The following is a 16467-nucleotide window of genomic DNA, read 5'->3' as shown; positions in this document are numbered from 1 at the left end:
CCTTTTAATATTGGTCTAAATAAATGGATTATAAAATCTACCATGATCAAGTTGCCAGAGACCAACCACAATTAATACCAAAATCACGGCTGCGATCATTACAAGATAATCAGCTTTTTTTAATGATTGGGTGACATACCAGGTCCGTTTTTTCTTTGAGCCAAAGCGGCGTAATTGCATGGCTGTTGAAATTGTATCGATTCGATCCAAACTGGAGAAGATAAGAGGCATCACGATATTCAATGTCCCCTTAATTCGTTTGCCTAAACTAGCCTTTTTGGATAGTTCATTGCCACGTGCTTGTTGGGCAGCTGAGATATCCCAATAAGAATTTTGGATATCTGGGATGTAGCGTAGAGCTAGAGAAACAGCATAGGAAATTTTGTAACTAATGCCGATTTTATTTAATGAAGCAGCAAATTGACTAGGATTAGTAGTTAATAGAAACAGCAATACGATTGGAATTGAGCAGACATATTTTAAGAAAAGATTGAATAAGTAGAATACCTCTTGCAATGTTAATGTGAAGTAGCCGGCATGGATCAAGATGCTTTTAGAATGATAAATATTTTCACCATAGCTTGGCTGAAAGATGAAAACAAAAATCAGATTTAGCAACATGAAAACTACAATAAATTTCACGATAAAAGAAATCTGGCTCCACTTAATTTTTGCCTCTTTAAACAAAAAAATTGATAAAATACAGATAGCAATTAAGAATCTGGTATCATAAGTTACCATACAAGCAACCGAGATTAGGAGCATAAAAACTAACTTAGTGGTTGCGTTTAATTGATAAATAAAAGAATCACCAGGTTGATAACCTAAAACTTGGCTCTCATTATGCATGTTTTTCATCCCTTTCTGCATCAATATAGGCGCGGACAAAGCTATCTGGATTTTCTAATTGATATTTGATAGCGAGATTATATAAGGAGGTTCGCTTCAAAGCAGCCTTTTTAATTAAAGCTTTTTCAGTTAATAACTTGATTGGATCTGTGTCAGCAATTAGTGTTCCATCAGCAAAAGCCAGGGATCTGTTAGTGTATTCCATCAGCAGGTACATATCGTGAGTGATAATCATAATTGTTTTGCCTTGATCATTAAGCTGTTTTAAAAAGTTCATGATCTCAGTATAAGTTTGCCAATCTTGCCCTGCAGTTGGTTCATCAAGAATTAATAATTCAGGATTAAGCACTAAAATTGCAGCAATTGTGACTCGCTTTTTCTGACCGAAGGATAAAGCAGAGATTGGCCAGTTGCGGTACGGATAAAGACCACAAACTTTCAAAGTATCATAGACCTTAGTGCGAATAGTCTGCTCATCATAACCACGTAGACGCAAGCCTAGAGCTACTTCGTCAAAAATCATTTTTTGTGAAATCATCTGGTTAGGATCTTGCATGACATAACCAATCTTATCGGAACGCTCTTTGATTGAAAACTGCTTAAGGTTATCACCATCAAATAAAATAAGTCCCTCATTGTCGATAAAGCCACAAATAATTCGACAAAGGGTGGTTTTTCCCGCACCATTTTGACCGACTATTGAAACAAAATCGCATTGATTGATTGTCGCTGTAACGTCATGTAAAGGATGAATCTGCAATTTACTATAACGGTGGCCGACGCCTTTGAGTTCTAATAGAGGATGAGTCTCTTCTTTTTCACCACTTAGGGTAATGTTGTTTTGCCATTCTTGCAATTGCTTAGCAATTGCAGGATCTTGGGGCAAAGCAGCGACTGAAGTTAGGTCGGGAATACGCGTAAGGTCGACGTTAGCTTTTTTTAAGGCATTTAAATAAAGAGGACTACGAACACCAACGTCTTCTAAACAATTCTCATGTAATAGATCATTTGGCTTCTTATCAGCTACAATTTCACCATCATTAATTAGGATAATGCGATCTATAGGCTGACTCAAAACTTCTTCTAGACGGTGTTCAATAATGATTACTGTCGCATTTAATTCTTTTTGAATGCGATCAATTAAAGCCATCGTTTTCATTCCTGAAGCTGGGTCTAAATTAGCAAGTGGCTCGTCAAAAAGTAAAATTGGTGATTCATCAACCATGACACCAGCTAGAGCAACAATTTGTTTTTGACCACCAGATAGATTTTGTGGCGCCTGCTTTAATAAATGCTCAATCCCTAATTCATCAGCCCAGCGATGAACAACTTGCTTCATATGATTTTGTGGTTGGCAGTCGTTTTCCAAAGAAAAAGCAATGTCTTCACCAACAGTTAAGCCGATAAATTGACTGTCAGTATCTTGTAGGATAGTTGAGGTGGTGAAAGAAAGATCAAATAGGTTAGTGTCTTTAATATTCTTGCCGTTAATAGTGCATTCACCGGTGATCTCACCAGTATCTAGATTGGGAATTAGGCCGTTAATACAGCGGCCAATGGTCGATTTACCTGAACCTGATGGTCCAGCAATTAACAATTTTTCACCTTGTTTGATAGTTAGATTAATCTGTTTTAGTGTTGGCTCGGCCTGACTGTCATACTTAAATGAAAAATCTTTGAATTCAATAATTGTTTTAGGCATTGTTTACTCCTCCTTGCGCAAGCTGCCTTTTTTAATCTTGGTTCCAGCATAAGCTTTAAGTAGGAGCGTGCCAATGACCATAATTGTAATACCATTAGAAAGCGTAGCCGAAATTCCTTGGACAAAAACTTTGTTAGCAGGTTCGCTATAGATGATAATGTCACCGATTGGTGCAACTACAATCCAGGCGAGAATATTGGCAATAATTTGAATGATATTAAAAAAGATTATTTGTTTAATACCAAAAATACCATTTTTTAAGTCTAAGCGTTTGGCCGCTAAACCGATGATCCAGCCTAAAACAGCAGTAGCTAATACCCAGCTCCACCAAGTCTGCCCGTACATAATGAAATCAGACAAAGCATGTCCAATAAAGCCGACAATAAAACCGACCTTAGCGCCATAGATTGACGCAAAAAGAGCCAAAAAAGGAAAGACTAATTCAATATTTGTGTTAGGAATAGGCGTAGGAATCGATGTGAAACGTGCTAAAATAACATAGATTGCCGATCCAATTCCGATCGCTACAACATTTTTAACTGATAAACCCTTAGTATGCATATTTTTCTCCAAAATTTAGTATATTTACAAGGTATAATTAGTAAGCGGTAACAGTCAAGCTGATTGGGAGATTCAATCTATTTAATAAATTTGTAGAAGAATTACTAAGAGGGTATCCTTATATTAAAGAAAAGAATTTATAAATTAGAGGTAAAAAATGAAGCAGGATGAATTAAAGAAAATTAACCATGAAATAGGTTCGTATGTTGCTAAGGTAACCAAGACAATTTGGGTTGACGATAGGACATTGCAGATTGCCACAATGATGATTGATTCTTATGGCGATACCGTATATGTTTGGGTTGAGGAAGCCGATGATCATTGCCGCGTTAGTGATGGCGGACGAATTCTATTTAAGCTAGATCCTAATGAAGAAGATAAAGAGTTATATGAAACTGCGGAAGATATTGCGCTAGGGTCAGGTTATGAATTTGATGAAAAACACTGTGAGATTTTTGTTGATGTTGATCGCAAGAATGTGGCTCAGGCGGCAATGAAGCTGGCACAATTACAAGTAGCAATTTCATATTTAGGCTAAAAAAAGACATCCCTAAGTTTTCTTTGATTAGGGATGTCCTTTATTTTTAAATCATTTCGAAAAACTTTAGACATTTGCCATCCTTCCTAGGTTCACATCTTGTGGCTTTTTACCATTGAGGTCAAAATTTGCAATTGCTTGTGCTAAAGCCATCATTGATACAACATCTGGAATACATTCATCAATTCTAAACTCCATAATGCTCACCTCCCAGTCGTTGTAAATCCAACTTTAGTAATTGTTAACCAGTACATAACAAATTTTAGCATAGAAAAAGCAGCCAATTTTTGGCTGCTTTTTCTATTTTTTATTGCTATGTTGCATAAAGATAAAGAAGGCAGAAATAATATTAACAATCACAGCAGGTAAGGCTAGAGCAGCGGTAAAGCCATATAGTGCATTACCAATTACTCCTAAAATTGGCCCAATTAGTGAGATATTCATGTTATGCGATTGTACTACTGCAACGGCATTAAGGATCACGCCGAACCAGGCAAATAAGTAAAATATTAAAGCTATTCTAGCAGTGAAGTCAGCTCCAAGGATGGCAAACCAAGAGCTAATGAATAACACACAATTGATCAGGTTCAGTGCACCAATCCATAAATCATATTTAGATTTTTTCATTTTTTCTCCTCATTATAAATAGTCTATCTCTGTATTACTTTAGCGAATTAATCGATATTTTGCAAAACGCGTTGGGCAATTGCATCATTAGTTACTAGATGAGTAATGATACCGCTACGTAAGGCGCCAAGGAGTGCCTCAGATTTAAAGCGATTGCGGACGACACAAAAACGAATTGGCGTTTTCATAATGTCATTCATGCTGATACCACAAATGTGTTGTTCAAAGTCAGGGAAAAATTCACCTTTAATATTATATGGTCGTCCCATGATCATTCCAGCTACATCGCAGTCAGGAATGGCTTTAAATAGTTCAGGTCCATAATTTTCTTTCAAAAATTGATTAGCTTGAAATGATTGGAAAGTACTAAGACCAGTGAAAAGCATGTCTAAGTGATGATAACAATTTTCAATTACTTTAAAATAAGGCTCATGTTTCAAGGCAGGCATGATCTTTGGATTTAGTATATAAAGTGGGGTTGGCAGACTTAGACTATGGGAATGCAATTTTTCTGCCGCATCTTGGGCCAATGGATTCTTTCTGCGGTTAGAATTAATTGGTTGACCAAGTAATTGAATAAAGTAAAGTTGCTCTAAGTCCTGCTCAAAAAAGTCGTTGATCACGCCATGCATTGTTGCACCCCAACTAACACCAGCGATTTTTGCTTGCTTTAGATAGGTTTCAATTTGTTTAGCAGCGAAGTTAACTACGGCTTCACTATTTTCATCGCGGTTGCCGGTAGTTTCGACAATAAAAGCTTCTTTTAATCTGAATCTTTTCTGAAATTCTCTCTCTAGTACCTGATTGCGTTTGATTCCACGCGAGATTTTAATTTTAACAATTCCACGGTTACGCGCGTCTTCTAGTGCTTTAGCGATTAAATATCGCGATAAATCATATTTTTGTGAGATATCAGCAATATTAAGCTGACTAAGGTAAAAGTCATGAGCAATGTTAGCAAGTTGTTCATCAGTTAATTGAGCCACTTTAAATCATCCTTTATTTCAAAATAACTTATATGTCTATTATAAATTTAAAATAACCTGAATTGTCAAATTAAGTGCAACAGTTAGGCTATGAGGAAATATATTGCTTGAAGAGTTCTTCTGCTGTGTGATATTGAAGGATTCGACGATGTTTGCGGTTAATGGCATCAGTTGCCTGTTGAACATAAGCAGCTGACTTATCTTTCATGCTTTTGCCTTTAGGGAAGAATTGACGCAGAAGTCCATTGCAGTTCTCATTGGTGCCTCTTTCCCATGGAGAATATGGGTGGGCGAAGTAGATCTGGCAGCCTTTGATCTTGGTCATATCCGCAAACTCAGAGCCATTGTCAAACGTGATCGATTTAAACCAGGCAGGATGTCTGTCAATCTCATTTTGAAGCAGCCTTTGGCATGTGCTTGCCCGATAGTCAGGAATCTTGATAACTACTTCAAAGCGTGTGGTTCTTTCGGTCAAAGTCATTAAAGCAGGCTGATTCTTGCGTCTGACGCCTTTAACCAGATCTCCTTCCCAGTGCAGCGGCGTTTTTCTGTCTTCAATCTCTTTAGGACGCTGTTCAATGGAATTGCCAAGATTCTTCTTGTGCAAAGCATGACCGCTCTGGCCGTGATGACGCTTGTTCCTGCGTCTTTTGAGCTTCATAGGCAGATCAATATTGCTTATGTCCAGCAAGCCCTGATCAATATAGCGATAGACAGTTGGTGTGCTGGGACAAGGGTAGCCTGGCATAGTCCTTTTGAATTCACCAACGAATTCATCGATGCTGGTGGCATCAAATTTAGCTTTGAAGCGTCTGGAGAGCATTCTCAAAAAGACAGCATAATGCTTCAATGGATTGCGCTGATAGCAGTTTTTGCGACGCTTCTCATAATAAAGCTGTGCAGTATCAGCGTAATAGTGCTCATACAATAAATAGCTGCTGTCTCTTTGCAGGACGCTTCCGCGTTTGATTTCGCGACTGATTGTCGACTTATGGCAGCCGACTTCTTGAGCGATAACAGTACGGGAAGTTATGCCGGAATCCAGCATTGCTTGAATTTGTCCACGTTGTACGCTGGTTAATTGATGATAGTGCTTAGAAATGCTAGAATTTGAATTGGTCATGAAGATCTTCCTTTCTTGATTTTTCGTCACTTCAAGTTTAGGTCTTCATGGCCTTTTTGTTTAACACTTGGTGTTGCACTTCAATTTTAAATCCGGGAAATTTAAAATAATAAAAAGGAGCAGCAAATTTTAAAATATCAAAAATTATGATGAAGTTCCTGTGGTAGAATATAATAGTTATAGTTATGCGAACTATGTGAGGGAAAGTAATAATAGCATGAGTGAAATTGATCGAGAACATCATTTATCAGAAAAACATCATATGAAGATTCTGTGGGAGGAATCTTTCAAGAGCGATAATAATACGATGGCGCAGGATGCAACATTAGTTGAAAAGACCTCGATTGTAGGTCGAGTAGGTATTATGCTTTTAAGCTGTGGTACAGGTGCTTGGCGAGTACGTGATTCAATGGATACGGTTGCCAGAACCTTGGGCATTACCTGTTCAACGGATATTGGATTAGTGTCAATTGAATATACCTGTTTTGATGTTGATAATGAATCATATTCCCAGACTTTATCGTTACCAGCAACAGGTGTGAATATGACTAAGTTGAATGAAATGGAAAAATTCGTTCGGCAATTTGAAAAGGGACATGGGGAATGGACTATCGGTCAAATTCATAAACGCTTACGGGAGATTTCTCAGCAAAAGTCAGCGTATTCTCCGTTAATTTCGGGACTTAGTTCAGGCTTGGCCTGCGGCGGCTTTATTTTCTTATTAGGCGGCGGTCTTCCTGAGGTAATCTGTGCTTTCTTGGGTGCAGCTTGCGGTCAATATATTAGAGCAATTATGGGTAAGCACAGGTTAACTTTGGTAGCCAAGATTGCGGTTGCGGTTGCCATAGCCTGCAGTGTTTACTTTATGAGTTTTCATGTAGGAGAAATATTATTCCACATTAATCATGATCATGCCTATGGCTATATTGGTGCCATGTTGTTCGTAATTCCGGTTTTTCCATTTATTACATCTGGATTGGACATGTCTAAGTTAGATATGCGCTCTGGGCTTGAACGGCTGACTTATGCGATTTTAATTATCGTAATTGCAACGATGGCAGGCTGGGCTGTAGCAACAATTTTGCGTTTGCATCCAGGATCTATGCCTAAGTTAAAAATTGATCCAGGGACGTTAACCTGCTTGCGATTGCTGGCTAGCTTTTGTGGGGTGTTTGGTTTTTCAATTATGTTTAACAGTCGACCACAAATGGCAGCTACAGCCGCGGTAATGGGAGCAATGGCAAATACATTACGTCTTAGCTTAGTCGATTATGCTCAGGTTGCTCCAGCTTTGGCAGCATTTATTGGTGCTTTAACAGCTGGTCTATTAGCAAGTATTGTAAGGAAAAAAGTTGGTTTTCCAAGAATTGCAATTACTGTTCCATCAATTGTAATTATGGTGCCTGGTCTTTACATGTATCGAGCTGTATTTAACTTTGGAATCACGAATATTAATATCGGGGCTTATTGGATCGTAGAAGCGTTGATGATTGTCGTGGCCTTGCCATTAGGTCTTTTAGCTGCACGTATCTTAACTGATAAGAAGTGGAGACATGCAGATTAAATAAATTAAGGTAGAAAAAAGAGACAGATTTTTGGTCTGTCTCTTTTAGTTTGCGATTGTTAATTAATCATGTTTTCTTTTTAGTATAAATAGTTTGGCCTTATATATTAAATATTTATAATTTGATAATAAATAACTATTATATAGAAAAAAAACGGCGTGATATCAAACCACGTCATTTTAAATCTGTTATTATTTTTTCGCTTTATTTACTTGGCAATTGCTAATGCCGTAACAACAAAGGCAGCGATCATGGCAACTACAAAGCCAACAATTCCTAACAATATATTCATTTTTGTCATCTTCTTCTATGTAATTGTTATATTCTGTATGCGGTACATATATTTACTATAACACAAAAGAAGAAGAATAACGCAATAAATTGTAAGCGCTTTTTATTCTTTTAGATCAATAAAAGGAGCATGGCAGAATTTGGCTAAGTCTTCTGGGTTCAAAAAGACACTGCGGCCAACTTCACCACTAGAAACACCAATTTCAGGATTTCCTTGCATAGAGTCATCCAAATAGATAGGAAACTTTTCCTTAAAATAAATTCCGATAGGAGTATTAGCGCCATGTACATAACCAGTTGTTTTGGCTAATTTCTTTAAGGGAAGCATTTCACATTTTTTGTTACCAGAAACTTTAGCTAACTTTTTCATGCTTAAATGTTCAGTAACTGGTACAACACCAACCAATGGACCAGTTTTATTTCCTTCGCAGACGAGAGTTTTATAGACTAAACGCTCTTTGTCTTCTAAAATAGAAGTGTTCATTTGTGCAACTCCGCCTTTATCTTCGGAGACAGCAAATTGAGCTTGACGATACTTGATCTTATTTTGGTCTAAGATTTTTTCGACCAATGTTTTTTCGAGTTTGTTCTTTTTATTTTTCTTCTTTGACATATTTATCACCTGTTATCATGATAGCATTATGCAAAGAAAATCCCAAAGGAGATAATACTAATGAAATTACTAATTATTAAAATTGATACTAGTCATGAAGTTGAAGACGCTTTGAGCGTTTTTGCTTTAGATAATCTGAATGCATTGGGTATTGAATCAAGAAAGCGTAGCGACTTTGAGCAAGCAGGCTGGTTGCATGATTCTACTGTAGTTGAAATGGATGACATTAAAGACTTACCTAAGGATACATATTTCTATGCTTATTTTGATGAAGAAGCAGATAAAGACGCATTAGTAAAAAAATTCCAAGATAAGTTAAAGGAATTGAAGAGCTATGGCCTAGATGTAGGGGATGCCAAAATTACAACTTCATACATTAAGGACCAAGATTGGAACACGGCATGGCAAAAGTATTATCACGTGATTGATTTTTCACGTCACTTGGCAATTGTGCCTGAATGGGAAGATTACAACCCCGCTTTTAAGGACCAGCAATTAATTAAGCTTGATCCAGGCTTAGCTTTTGGTACAGGAAATCACAAAACTACTCAATTAGCAATGATGGGCCTAGAGAGAGCAATGGTTAAGCCAATGAATGTAGTGGACGTTGGTACAGGGTCCGGTATTTTGGCAATTGCTGCATCAAAATTAGGAGCAACTGACGTTTTAGCCACAGATATTTCAGATGAATCAATGACTGCAGCTAAACAAAATGCAGCCTTAAACGATATTAATAATATTCACACTCAAAAGACTAGTTTGTTAGCTGATGTTAAAGGCAAGTTTGACATCATTGTTGCCAATATTTTGGCAGAAATTTTACTAGACTTGATTCCACAAATGGATAGTCATTTAAACGACGATGGTCAAGTTATCTTTTCTGGAATTGACTACCTGCAATTGCCTAAGATTGAAAAGGCTCTAGACGAGAATGGCTTTAAGGTCGATTTAACCATGCGTCAAGGTCGCTGGATTGGACTAGCAATTACTAGAAAAGAAAAATAAATATGGTAAAATATTATCAATTAAATTAAACTTTGATGAGAGGCACAATCTTTTAATGAAAAAACTAGGAAATAAAATCGAAGCAATTCCAATTGTCAGGAAGTTGAATTCTCATCGCTGGATGTCACTTGTCTGGTGGAGTATTTTGGTAATGATTTTGCCGTATATCTTTAGCATTTGCCGTGTGCCGGTAGTGTGGCGAGAAGCAATTCTGTTTTTTATTATTAACAGCATCATTGCATACCATCTAGGCAATTTAATTATTAAACTTAACCTGTCCAAGTGGTGGATTTTCTTGTTACCTGTGCTTTTCTGCTTAGCAATGTTGCCACATTTTGCTTTGTATAATTTAATGTTTGGTTTAATTTACTTAATAATTGAAGCTTTTGGCTTAATGAATAAAAATATTTACCGCTAGAGGGGATGATCATAATGTCCAAATACATTGAAATGACGCATGATCAGGTAATTGATACCTGCAAAAAGTATATGAATGATGACCAGGTGGCCTTTGTTGAAAAAGCATATGAATTTGCCAATAAAGCTCATGCTGGACAGAAACGGGCGTCTGGACAGCCTTATATTATTCATCCAACGCAAGTGGCTGGAACTTTAGCTACATTAGGCTTAGATCCTGATACAGTTGCAGCGGGCTTTTTGCACGATACAGTGGAAGATACCCCAGTTACAAATGATGAGCTGAAGGAAGAATTTGGTGAAGATGTAGCTTTTATTGTTGATGGTGTAACCAAGTTAAACAAATATGAGTACAAGTCTCATCAAGAATTTTTAGCTGAGAATCACCGTAAAATGTTGATTGCCATGGCTCAAGATCTACGTGTAATTATGGTGAAGTTAGCTGACCGTTTACACAATATGCATACTCTGCAACACTTACGACCTGATAAGCAGCGGCGTATTGCTTCCGAAACAATGGATATTTATGCACCGCTGGCTGATCGTCTAGGTATTGGGACAATTAAGTGGGAACTAGAAGATATGTCTTTCCACTACTTAAATCCCGAAGCCTATTATCGCATTGTTAACTTGATGGATGTCAAGCGAAGCCAGCGTGAAAAATATATTGCCGATACAATCAAGACTTTGAAGAAGACTCTAGATGAATTAGGCATTAAGTATGAAATTTATGGTCGTCCGAAGCATATTTATTCAATCTATAAAAAGATGGTTAATAAGCATAAAGATTTTGATGAGATTTATGACTTATTGGCCGTACGTGTAATTGTTAAAAATGTGCGTGATTGTTATGCTGTTTTGGGTGCTGTTCATACTGAATGGAAGCCAATGCCAGGTCGTTTTAAGGATTACATTGCTATGCCAAAGGTTAACGGCTATCAATCACTCCATACAACCATTATTGGGCCTGGCGGTCGTCCACTAGAAATTCAGATTAGAACTGAACAAATGCATAAAGTAGCTGAATATGGTGTGGCTGCACACTGGGCTTATAAGCGTGGCAATTTTACTGGTGTTGAGCAAAGTACCTCTGGTGAAAAGCTGGATATGGTAAGAGAAATCCTTGAATTAAAGGATGAAACTAAAGATGCCGGTGAATTTATGAAGTCTGTTAAAAGTGATATTTTTTCAGACAGAGTTTATGTTTTTACGCCTAAAGGTGAAGTATATGAACTACCTAAAGGTTCGGTTACGCTAGATTTTGCCTATGCAATTCACACTCAAGTTGGTAGTCATGCAGTAGGTGCCAAAGTTAATAACAAATTAGTTCCTTTGGACTATAAATTACGCAATGGCGATGTTATTGAAATTATGACACAGACTAATGCGGCGCCATCGCGTGACTGGGTTGACATGGTGAAGACTTCAAGAGCACGCAACAAGATTAGACGCTACTTCAGAAGTCAGGATAGAGAAGATAGCATTCAGCATGGTGAACAATTGATTGCTGACATGTTGCGCGATGAGGATCTTTCACCCAAAGAATTTATGGCCAGGGATCGAATTGAAAAGCTATTAGAGCACTTTAATTATCACACTGCAGATGAACTATATGCGGCAGTAGGCTTTGGTGATCTTTCTGCTCAAGCAGTGGTTAATCGCTTGACGGTTGATTTGCGCCGTGAGGAAGAAAATCAAAAACAAAAAGAGCTGGAAGAAAAGATTTTGAATTCTGGACAACAAGCAGTTCAAGAAGAACAACCTAAGAAGAATTCAAATACTACAATGAAGGTTAAGCATAAAAATGGCGTCATGATCCAAGGCGTTAGTGACTTAATGCTTCATTTAGCTAAGTGTTGTAATCCAGTTCCAGGTGACAAGATTATTGGGTATGTAACTAAAGGTCGCGGTGTAACTATTCACCGAACAGATTGCCGTAATATCACCAAAGAAGCTGAAGAACAAGGCCGCTTAATTGATGTTGAATGGGAAAATGTTGAGGAAAATAGTGTTCAATCCTTTAATGCAAATATTGAAGTCTTTGGTTACAATCGTTCCAATCTGCTTAGTGACGTTATTAATAAGTTGAACTCACTTACTAAGAATATTAATAATATCTCTGGTAAAGTAAACGAAGATAATGTTGCACATATGTATGTCACAGTTGCTGTACGGAATGCAGATCAACTAGATGAAATTTTGAGTAAATTACGTGATATTCCAGACGTATACGAAACTAAGAGGTCAGATAATTAATGCGAGTTGTAATTCAGAGAGTAAATCATGCTCAAGTAGATATTGACGGTAAAACTGTGGGCAAGATTGGTAAAGGCTTTTTATTATTAGTTGGCATCAAAAATGGTGATGAATTGCCAGTAATCAAAAAAGCAGCTGATAAAATAGCTAAAATGCGTATTTTTGAAGATGAAGAGGGGAAGACTAACTTGTCTTTAAAGGATGTTAACGGAGAAATTTTGTCGGTATCACAATTTACGTTGATGGCAAATACTAAAAAAGGCAACCGTCCTAGTTTTGTTGATGCGATGCGTCCACCAAGATCGAAAGAACTTTGGGAAGACTTTAATCAAGAACTAGAAAATGACGGTTTCCACGTTGAGACTGGTGAGTTTGGGGCTGACATGCAAGTTAGTTTAGAAAACGATGGTCCATTCACGATTGTGTTAGATCTTTAGCGAAAAAATGAGACCGCAAAGGTTGACAATGTCTTGAGAAAAATATAAGCTAAGTAAGAATTATCGATGACAAAGAATGTAGATTAGCAATGATCTATTCAAAGAGACTGCTCGTTGTGGTGAGAGAGTAGATAGATCGCGGTCTGTGACACCTTTAACAGATAATGGATCGTTTGGCGAGCGTTAATCGCAGCAACCAAAAAGGTGGTACCGTGCTAATCTAAGCGCCCTTGATTAAGTTCAAGGGCGCTTTTTATTTTTAATCAAGTTATCAAAATATAAAAAGGATGATTAAATGAGAGTTCAAAAACCTAAGGGAACAGTTGATATTTTGCCTGATCAATCTGGTTCATGGCAAAAAGTTGAAGAAACTGCCAGAAATTTCTTCAATCGCGCAAATTATCGTGAAATTCGCACACCAAGTTTTGAAAATTATGAAATCTTTGCTCGTTCAAGTGGCGATAGTTCAGAAATCGTTGAAAAACAGATGTACGACTTCGATGATAAGGGTGGTCGCCATATTGCCCTTCGCCCAGAAGGAACAGCTGGCGTAGTGCGGGCTTATGTAGAAGACAAGATGTATGCGCCAGAAGTTGTTAAGCCATTTAATGTTTTTTATATGGAATCAACTTTTAGATATGAAAGACCACAAGCCGGTCGTCAACGTGAATTTCACCAAATTGGGGTAGAGAGCTTTGGCTCAAGTAACCCATTAAGTGATGTACAAACAATCATGATGGGACATGATTTATTGGGTGAGTTAGGCGTTAAGAATTACCAACTTCACATTAACACTTTGGGGAATGAGCAAGTACGTCAAGATTATCATGATGCCTTGGTTAATTATTTCACTCCTTTGAAAGATGAGTTATCAGAAGACTCACAAAGAAGATTGCGTGATAATCCATTGCGTATTTTAGATTCTAAAGATGAACGTGATAAGAAGTTCTTGCCTAAGGCACCTAAGATTCGTGAATTTTTGGATGACGATTCAAAAGCTAATTTTGAAGCAATCTTGAAGATGCTAGATCAACTTGGTATTGATTATGTAATTGATGATGATCTAGTACGCGGACTTGATTACTATACTGGAATTATCTTTGAATTTATGGTTGAAGATAAGAGCTTATGGGAAAGTGCAACTACTATTCTTGGTGGTGGTAGATATGATCACTTGGTAGAAGAATTCAATGGACCCGCTACTCCAGCCGTTGGTTTCGGGATTGGCGAAGAAAGATTGATGTTGGTGCTTGAAAAGCAAAATCCTGCATTATTCGAGAAACGCGGTATTGATTTCTTTATTACTAATATTGGTGACGGTACTGCACAAAAGGCAATTGAAATTGCACGTAGCCTTCGTAATCAAGGTTTTGAAGCTGACTTTGATGTCAATCAGAAGAAGTTAAAGAACCAATTCAAGAAGGCAGATCGTGAAGGTGCTAAGTATGTTATTACTTTAGGTGAAAAGGAACTGGCTAACGGCGTTTTGAATATTAAACGTTTAGCTGATGGCAAGACAATCGATTTAAGTCTTGAAGATCTAAATAACATGACTAAAATAATGGATGAATTGAAGGACTAGTAACAATGGAAAAGATGGAAAAAAGAACAGATTATTGTGGCAATATTACTGAAAAATACATCGGTCAAGATGTAAATCTCTATGGTTGGGTACAACGTGTACGTAACTTAGGTAACTTGGTTTTCATCGATTTGCGTGACCGTGAAGGCTTGGTTCAGATCGTTGTTAACAAAGATTCTGGTAAGAAGTTAATGGATATTGCCGATTCACTTGGTAATGAATATGTTGTTCAAGTTAAGGGGAAAGTTGTTAAGCGTTCAGAAGTTAACCCTGACATGAAGACTGGTCAAGTTGAAGTTGATGCAACTGAAATCATTATTTTAAACAAGGCTAAGAACCCTCCATTTGAAATTAAAGATGGAATTGAAGTCTCAGAACAAACTAGATTAAAGTATCGCTATCTTGATCTTCGCCGTCCAGAAGTTCAACAAGCAATTATTTTACGTTCAAAGATTTTGCGTGCTACTCATGAATTCTTTGATGAAAATGGTTTTATTGATATTGAAACTCCAATCTTAGGTAAGTCATCACCTGAAGGTGCACGTGACTACTTAGTACCATCAAGAATCTATCCAGGTAGTTTCTACGCTTTGCCACAATCACCACAACTGTTCAAGCAGCTTTTAATGGGTGCAGGATTTGACAAGTATTACCAGTTAGCTCGTTGTTTCCGTGATGAAGACCTACGTGGTGACCGCCAACCAGAATTTACTCAAATTGATATGGAAATGTCATTTGCTGATGAAGAAACTATTCAGAGTTATACTGAAGGTCTTTTGAAGAAAATTATGAAAGATGTCAAGGGCATTGATCTTAAAACTCCAATTAAGCGAATTACTTGGACTGATTCAATGAACAAGTATGGCTGTGACAAACCAGATACTCGTTACGGTATGTTGATTCATGACTTAAGCCCAATTTTCAAGGATAGTGACTTTAAGGTCTTCTCCGGTGCAATTGCTGATGGCGGTTTTGTTAAGGGAATTGCTGTTAAAAATGGTGCAAAAGAATACTCACGTAAGAAGATTGACAAGAAGGCTGACTTTATTAAACGTTTCCACGCTAAAGGTTTGGCTTGGGTTAAATTTGAAGATGGCGAATTTTCAGGCCCTGTTGCTCGCTTCTTGACTGATGAGAACAAAGAAGCTTTGAAGAAGGAATTTGATCTTGAAGGCGGCGAATTAGTAGTATTCGTAGCTGATAAGTGGAAGGTATGTTGTGATTCACTTGACCACCTTCGTCGTGAATTTGCCAAAGAAACTGGTATTGTTCCTAAGGGTGTTTATGACTTTGTTTGGGTTGTTGATTGGCCATTATTTGAATACGATGAAGGACTTGGCCGTTGGGTAGCAGCTCACCACCCATTCACTATGCCAGATGATGAAGGGGTTAAGTTGCTAACTACTGAACCTCATAAGGCTCACGCACGTAGTTATGATATTGTTATGAATGGTGATGAGATGGGCGGTGGCTCAATCCGTATCCACAAGCGCTCAATTCAAGAAAATATGTTTAAGGCACTTGGTTTCACTAAGAAACGTGCATATGAACAATTTGGTTACTTGATGGATGCTTTGGACATGGGCTTCCCACCTCACGCAGGTTTAGCTATCGGTCTTGATCGATTTGCAATGATGCTTGCTGATAAGGATAATATTCGTGACGTTTCAGCATTCCCTAAGAATGCTTCTGCTTCAGAACCAATGATGCATGCTCCAGCTCCAGTAGCTGATCAACAATTAGCTGACTTGGGGATCGAAGTTGAGGAAAAGTACCAAGACAGTGTAAAGGCAACTGAAGAGCGTCTTGAAAAGATGGCTGCTGAAGATGCTGCAGAAAATTCAACTTGGGATAAGTAATAAATCAATATAATAAAAAATAAGTGATCTCGCTTTGATTGAGATCACTTATTTTT

The 16467-nt window shown here is 37.6% G+C and carries 16 protein-coding genes; 8 read left to right on the top strand and 8 right to left on the bottom strand.

Annotation, left to right across the window (positions count from 1 at the left end; genetic code table 11):
- Positions 1 to 15: 15 nt before the first annotated feature.
- The 3 genes from J6L97_RS06060 to J6L97_RS06050 are packed head-to-tail and all read right to left on the bottom strand — an operon-like array spanning position 16 to position 3112.
- Positions 16 to 849, bottom strand: coding sequence for an energy-coupling factor transporter transmembrane component T family protein (locus J6L97_RS06060; RefSeq protein WP_057726717.1), 834 nt, complete (start codon positions 847 to 849; stop codon positions 16 to 18).
- Positions 842 to 2551 carry an ABC transporter ATP-binding protein gene (locus tag J6L97_RS06055; RefSeq protein WP_057726716.1) on the bottom strand — a complete coding sequence of 570 codons (1710 nt, stop codon included), beginning with the start codon at positions 2549 to 2551 and terminating at the stop codon, positions 842 to 844. Before J6L97_RS06055 ends, J6L97_RS06060 begins: the two co-directional genes overlap by 8 nt.
- A gap of 3 nt (positions 2552 to 2554) precedes the next feature.
- Complete coding sequence (locus J6L97_RS06050) at positions 2555 to 3112, bottom strand: ECF-type riboflavin transporter substrate-binding protein (RefSeq protein ID WP_057726715.1); 558 nt, start codon at positions 3110 to 3112, stop codon at positions 2555 to 2557.
- Between the two features lie 157 nt (positions 3113 to 3269).
- On the opposite strand from J6L97_RS06050, the gene J6L97_RS06045 reads away from it, so the two are divergent.
- The gene (locus J6L97_RS06045; protein ID WP_005720116.1) at positions 3270 to 3650 is read left to right on the top strand and encodes a DUF1828 domain-containing protein; all 381 of its coding nucleotides are present in this window, start codon (positions 3270 to 3272) and stop codon (positions 3648 to 3650) included.
- 66 nt (positions 3651 to 3716) lie between these two features.
- Here J6L97_RS06045 and J6L97_RS11230 read toward each other — a convergent pair whose 3' ends face one another.
- The 4 genes from J6L97_RS11230 to J6L97_RS06030 form a co-directional block, all read right to left on the bottom strand.
- Entirely contained in the window at positions 3717 to 3848 is a 132-nt protein-coding gene (locus J6L97_RS11230) for a hypothetical protein (RefSeq protein ID WP_005720118.1), read from the bottom strand.
- A 102-nt stretch (positions 3849 to 3950) separates the two neighbouring features.
- Positions 3951 to 4277: a hypothetical protein gene (locus tag J6L97_RS06040; protein WP_005720120.1), complete on the bottom strand. Its 327-nt coding sequence runs from the start codon at positions 4275 to 4277 to the stop codon at positions 3951 to 3953.
- A gap of 47 nt (positions 4278 to 4324) precedes the next feature.
- Positions 4325 to 5263 carry a sugar-binding transcriptional regulator gene (locus J6L97_RS06035; protein WP_057726714.1) on the bottom strand — a complete coding sequence of 313 codons (939 nt, stop codon included), beginning with the start codon at positions 5261 to 5263 and terminating at the stop codon, positions 4325 to 4327.
- Between the two features lie 88 nt (positions 5264 to 5351).
- A complete protein-coding gene (locus J6L97_RS06030) occupies positions 5352 to 6386 on the bottom strand; it encodes an IS30 family transposase (RefSeq protein WP_123811765.1) in 1035 nt (344 codons plus the stop codon).
- Between the two features lie 217 nt (positions 6387 to 6603).
- Between J6L97_RS06030 and J6L97_RS06025 the strand changes: the two genes are divergently transcribed.
- Complete coding sequence (locus J6L97_RS06025) at positions 6604 to 7950, top strand: threonine/serine exporter family protein (RefSeq protein ID WP_057726536.1); 1347 nt, start codon at positions 6604 to 6606, stop codon at positions 7948 to 7950.
- 395 nt (positions 7951 to 8345) lie between these two features.
- On the opposite strand, the gene J6L97_RS06020 is transcribed toward J6L97_RS06025, so the two are convergent.
- Complete coding sequence (locus J6L97_RS06020) at positions 8346 to 8855, bottom strand: aminoacyl-tRNA deacylase (RefSeq protein ID WP_005727610.1); 510 nt, start codon at positions 8853 to 8855, stop codon at positions 8346 to 8348.
- Positions 8856 to 8915: 60 nt separating this feature from the next.
- Here J6L97_RS06020 and prmA point away from each other — a divergent pair, with 60 nt between their 5' ends.
- The 6 genes from prmA (at position 8916) to aspS (ending at position 16411) form a co-directional block, all read left to right on the top strand.
- Entirely contained in the window at positions 8916 to 9860 is a 945-nt protein-coding gene (gene prmA, locus J6L97_RS06015) for a 50S ribosomal protein L11 methyltransferase (protein WP_021355666.1), read from the top strand.
- Positions 9861 to 9915: 55 nt separating this feature from the next.
- Entirely contained in the window at positions 9916 to 10278 is a 363-nt protein-coding gene (locus J6L97_RS06010; protein ID WP_013086268.1) for a hypothetical protein, read from the top strand.
- Between the two features lie 14 nt (positions 10279 to 10292).
- Positions 10293 to 12533 (top strand): RelA/SpoT family protein, encoded by a 2241-nt coding sequence (locus J6L97_RS06005; protein WP_057726535.1) that lies wholly within the window; start codon positions 10293 to 10295, stop codon positions 12531 to 12533.
- Positions 12533 to 12970, top strand: a complete 438-nt coding sequence (gene dtd, locus J6L97_RS06000) for a D-aminoacyl-tRNA deacylase (RefSeq protein ID WP_005720133.1) — start codon at positions 12533 to 12535, stop codon at positions 12968 to 12970. Before J6L97_RS06005 ends, dtd begins: the two co-directional genes overlap by 1 nt.
- A gap of 295 nt (positions 12971 to 13265) precedes the next feature.
- Positions 13266 to 14552: a histidine--tRNA ligase gene (gene hisS / locus J6L97_RS05995; protein ID WP_023488611.1), complete on the top strand. Its 1287-nt coding sequence runs from the start codon at positions 13266 to 13268 to the stop codon at positions 14550 to 14552.
- A 5-nt stretch (positions 14553 to 14557) separates the two neighbouring features.
- Positions 14558 to 16411: an aspartate--tRNA ligase gene (gene aspS, locus J6L97_RS05990; protein ID WP_057726534.1), complete on the top strand. Its 1854-nt coding sequence runs from the start codon at positions 14558 to 14560 to the stop codon at positions 16409 to 16411.
- Positions 16412 to 16467: the final 56 nt, after the last annotated feature.

It is taken from the genome of Lactobacillus crispatus (genome assembly GCF_018987235.1).
Lineage (GTDB): Bacteria > Bacillota > Bacilli > Lactobacillales > Lactobacillaceae > Lactobacillus > Lactobacillus crispatus.
Note: the sequence above shows the minus strand (reverse complement) of the source record. Positions and strands in the feature narration are given on the sequence as shown.

Bases quoted from the DNA above. Each gene is read 5' to 3' on its own strand.
- hisS (WP_023488611.1), top strand. From the start codon at position 13,266: ATGAGAGTTCAAAAACCTAAGGGAACAGTTGATATTTTGCCTGATCAA.
- aspS (WP_057726534.1), top strand. From the start codon at position 14,558: ATGGAAAAGATGGAAAAAAGAACAGATTATTGTGGCAATATTACTGAA.
- J6L97_RS06025 (WP_057726536.1), top strand. From the start codon at position 6,604: ATGAGTGAAATTGATCGAGAACATCATTTATCAGAAAAACATCATATG.
- J6L97_RS06055 (WP_057726716.1), bottom strand. From the start codon at position 2,551: ATGCCTAAAACAATTATTGAATTCAAAGATTTTTCATTTAAGTATGAC.
- J6L97_RS06060 (WP_057726717.1), bottom strand. From the start codon at position 849: ATGCATAATGAGAGCCAAGTTTTAGGTTATCAACCTGGTGATTCTTTT.
- J6L97_RS11230 (WP_005720118.1), bottom strand. From the start codon at position 3,848: ATGGAGTTTAGAATTGATGAATGTATTCCAGATGTTGTATCAATGATG.
- J6L97_RS06030 (WP_123811765.1), bottom strand. From the start codon at position 6,386: ATGACCAATTCAAATTCTAGCATTTCTAAGCACTATCATCAATTAACC.
- prmA (WP_021355666.1), top strand. From the start codon at position 8,916: ATGAAATTACTAATTATTAAAATTGATACTAGTCATGAAGTTGAAGAC.
- J6L97_RS06050 (WP_057726715.1), bottom strand. From the start codon at position 3,112: ATGCATACTAAGGGTTTATCAGTTAAAAATGTTGTAGCGATCGGAATT.
- J6L97_RS06040 (WP_005720120.1), bottom strand. From the start codon at position 4,277: ATGAAAAAATCTAAATATGATTTATGGATTGGTGCACTGAACCTGATC.
- J6L97_RS06010 (WP_013086268.1), top strand. From the start codon at position 9,916: ATGAAAAAACTAGGAAATAAAATCGAAGCAATTCCAATTGTCAGGAAG.
- J6L97_RS06020 (WP_005727610.1), bottom strand. From the start codon at position 8,855: ATGTCAAAGAAGAAAAATAAAAAGAACAAACTCGAAAAAACATTGGTC.
- J6L97_RS06045 (WP_005720116.1), top strand. From the start codon at position 3,270: ATGAAGCAGGATGAATTAAAGAAAATTAACCATGAAATAGGTTCGTAT.
- J6L97_RS06005 (WP_057726535.1), top strand. From the start codon at position 10,293: ATGTCCAAATACATTGAAATGACGCATGATCAGGTAATTGATACCTGC.
- dtd (WP_005720133.1), top strand. From the start codon at position 12,533: ATGCGAGTTGTAATTCAGAGAGTAAATCATGCTCAAGTAGATATTGAC.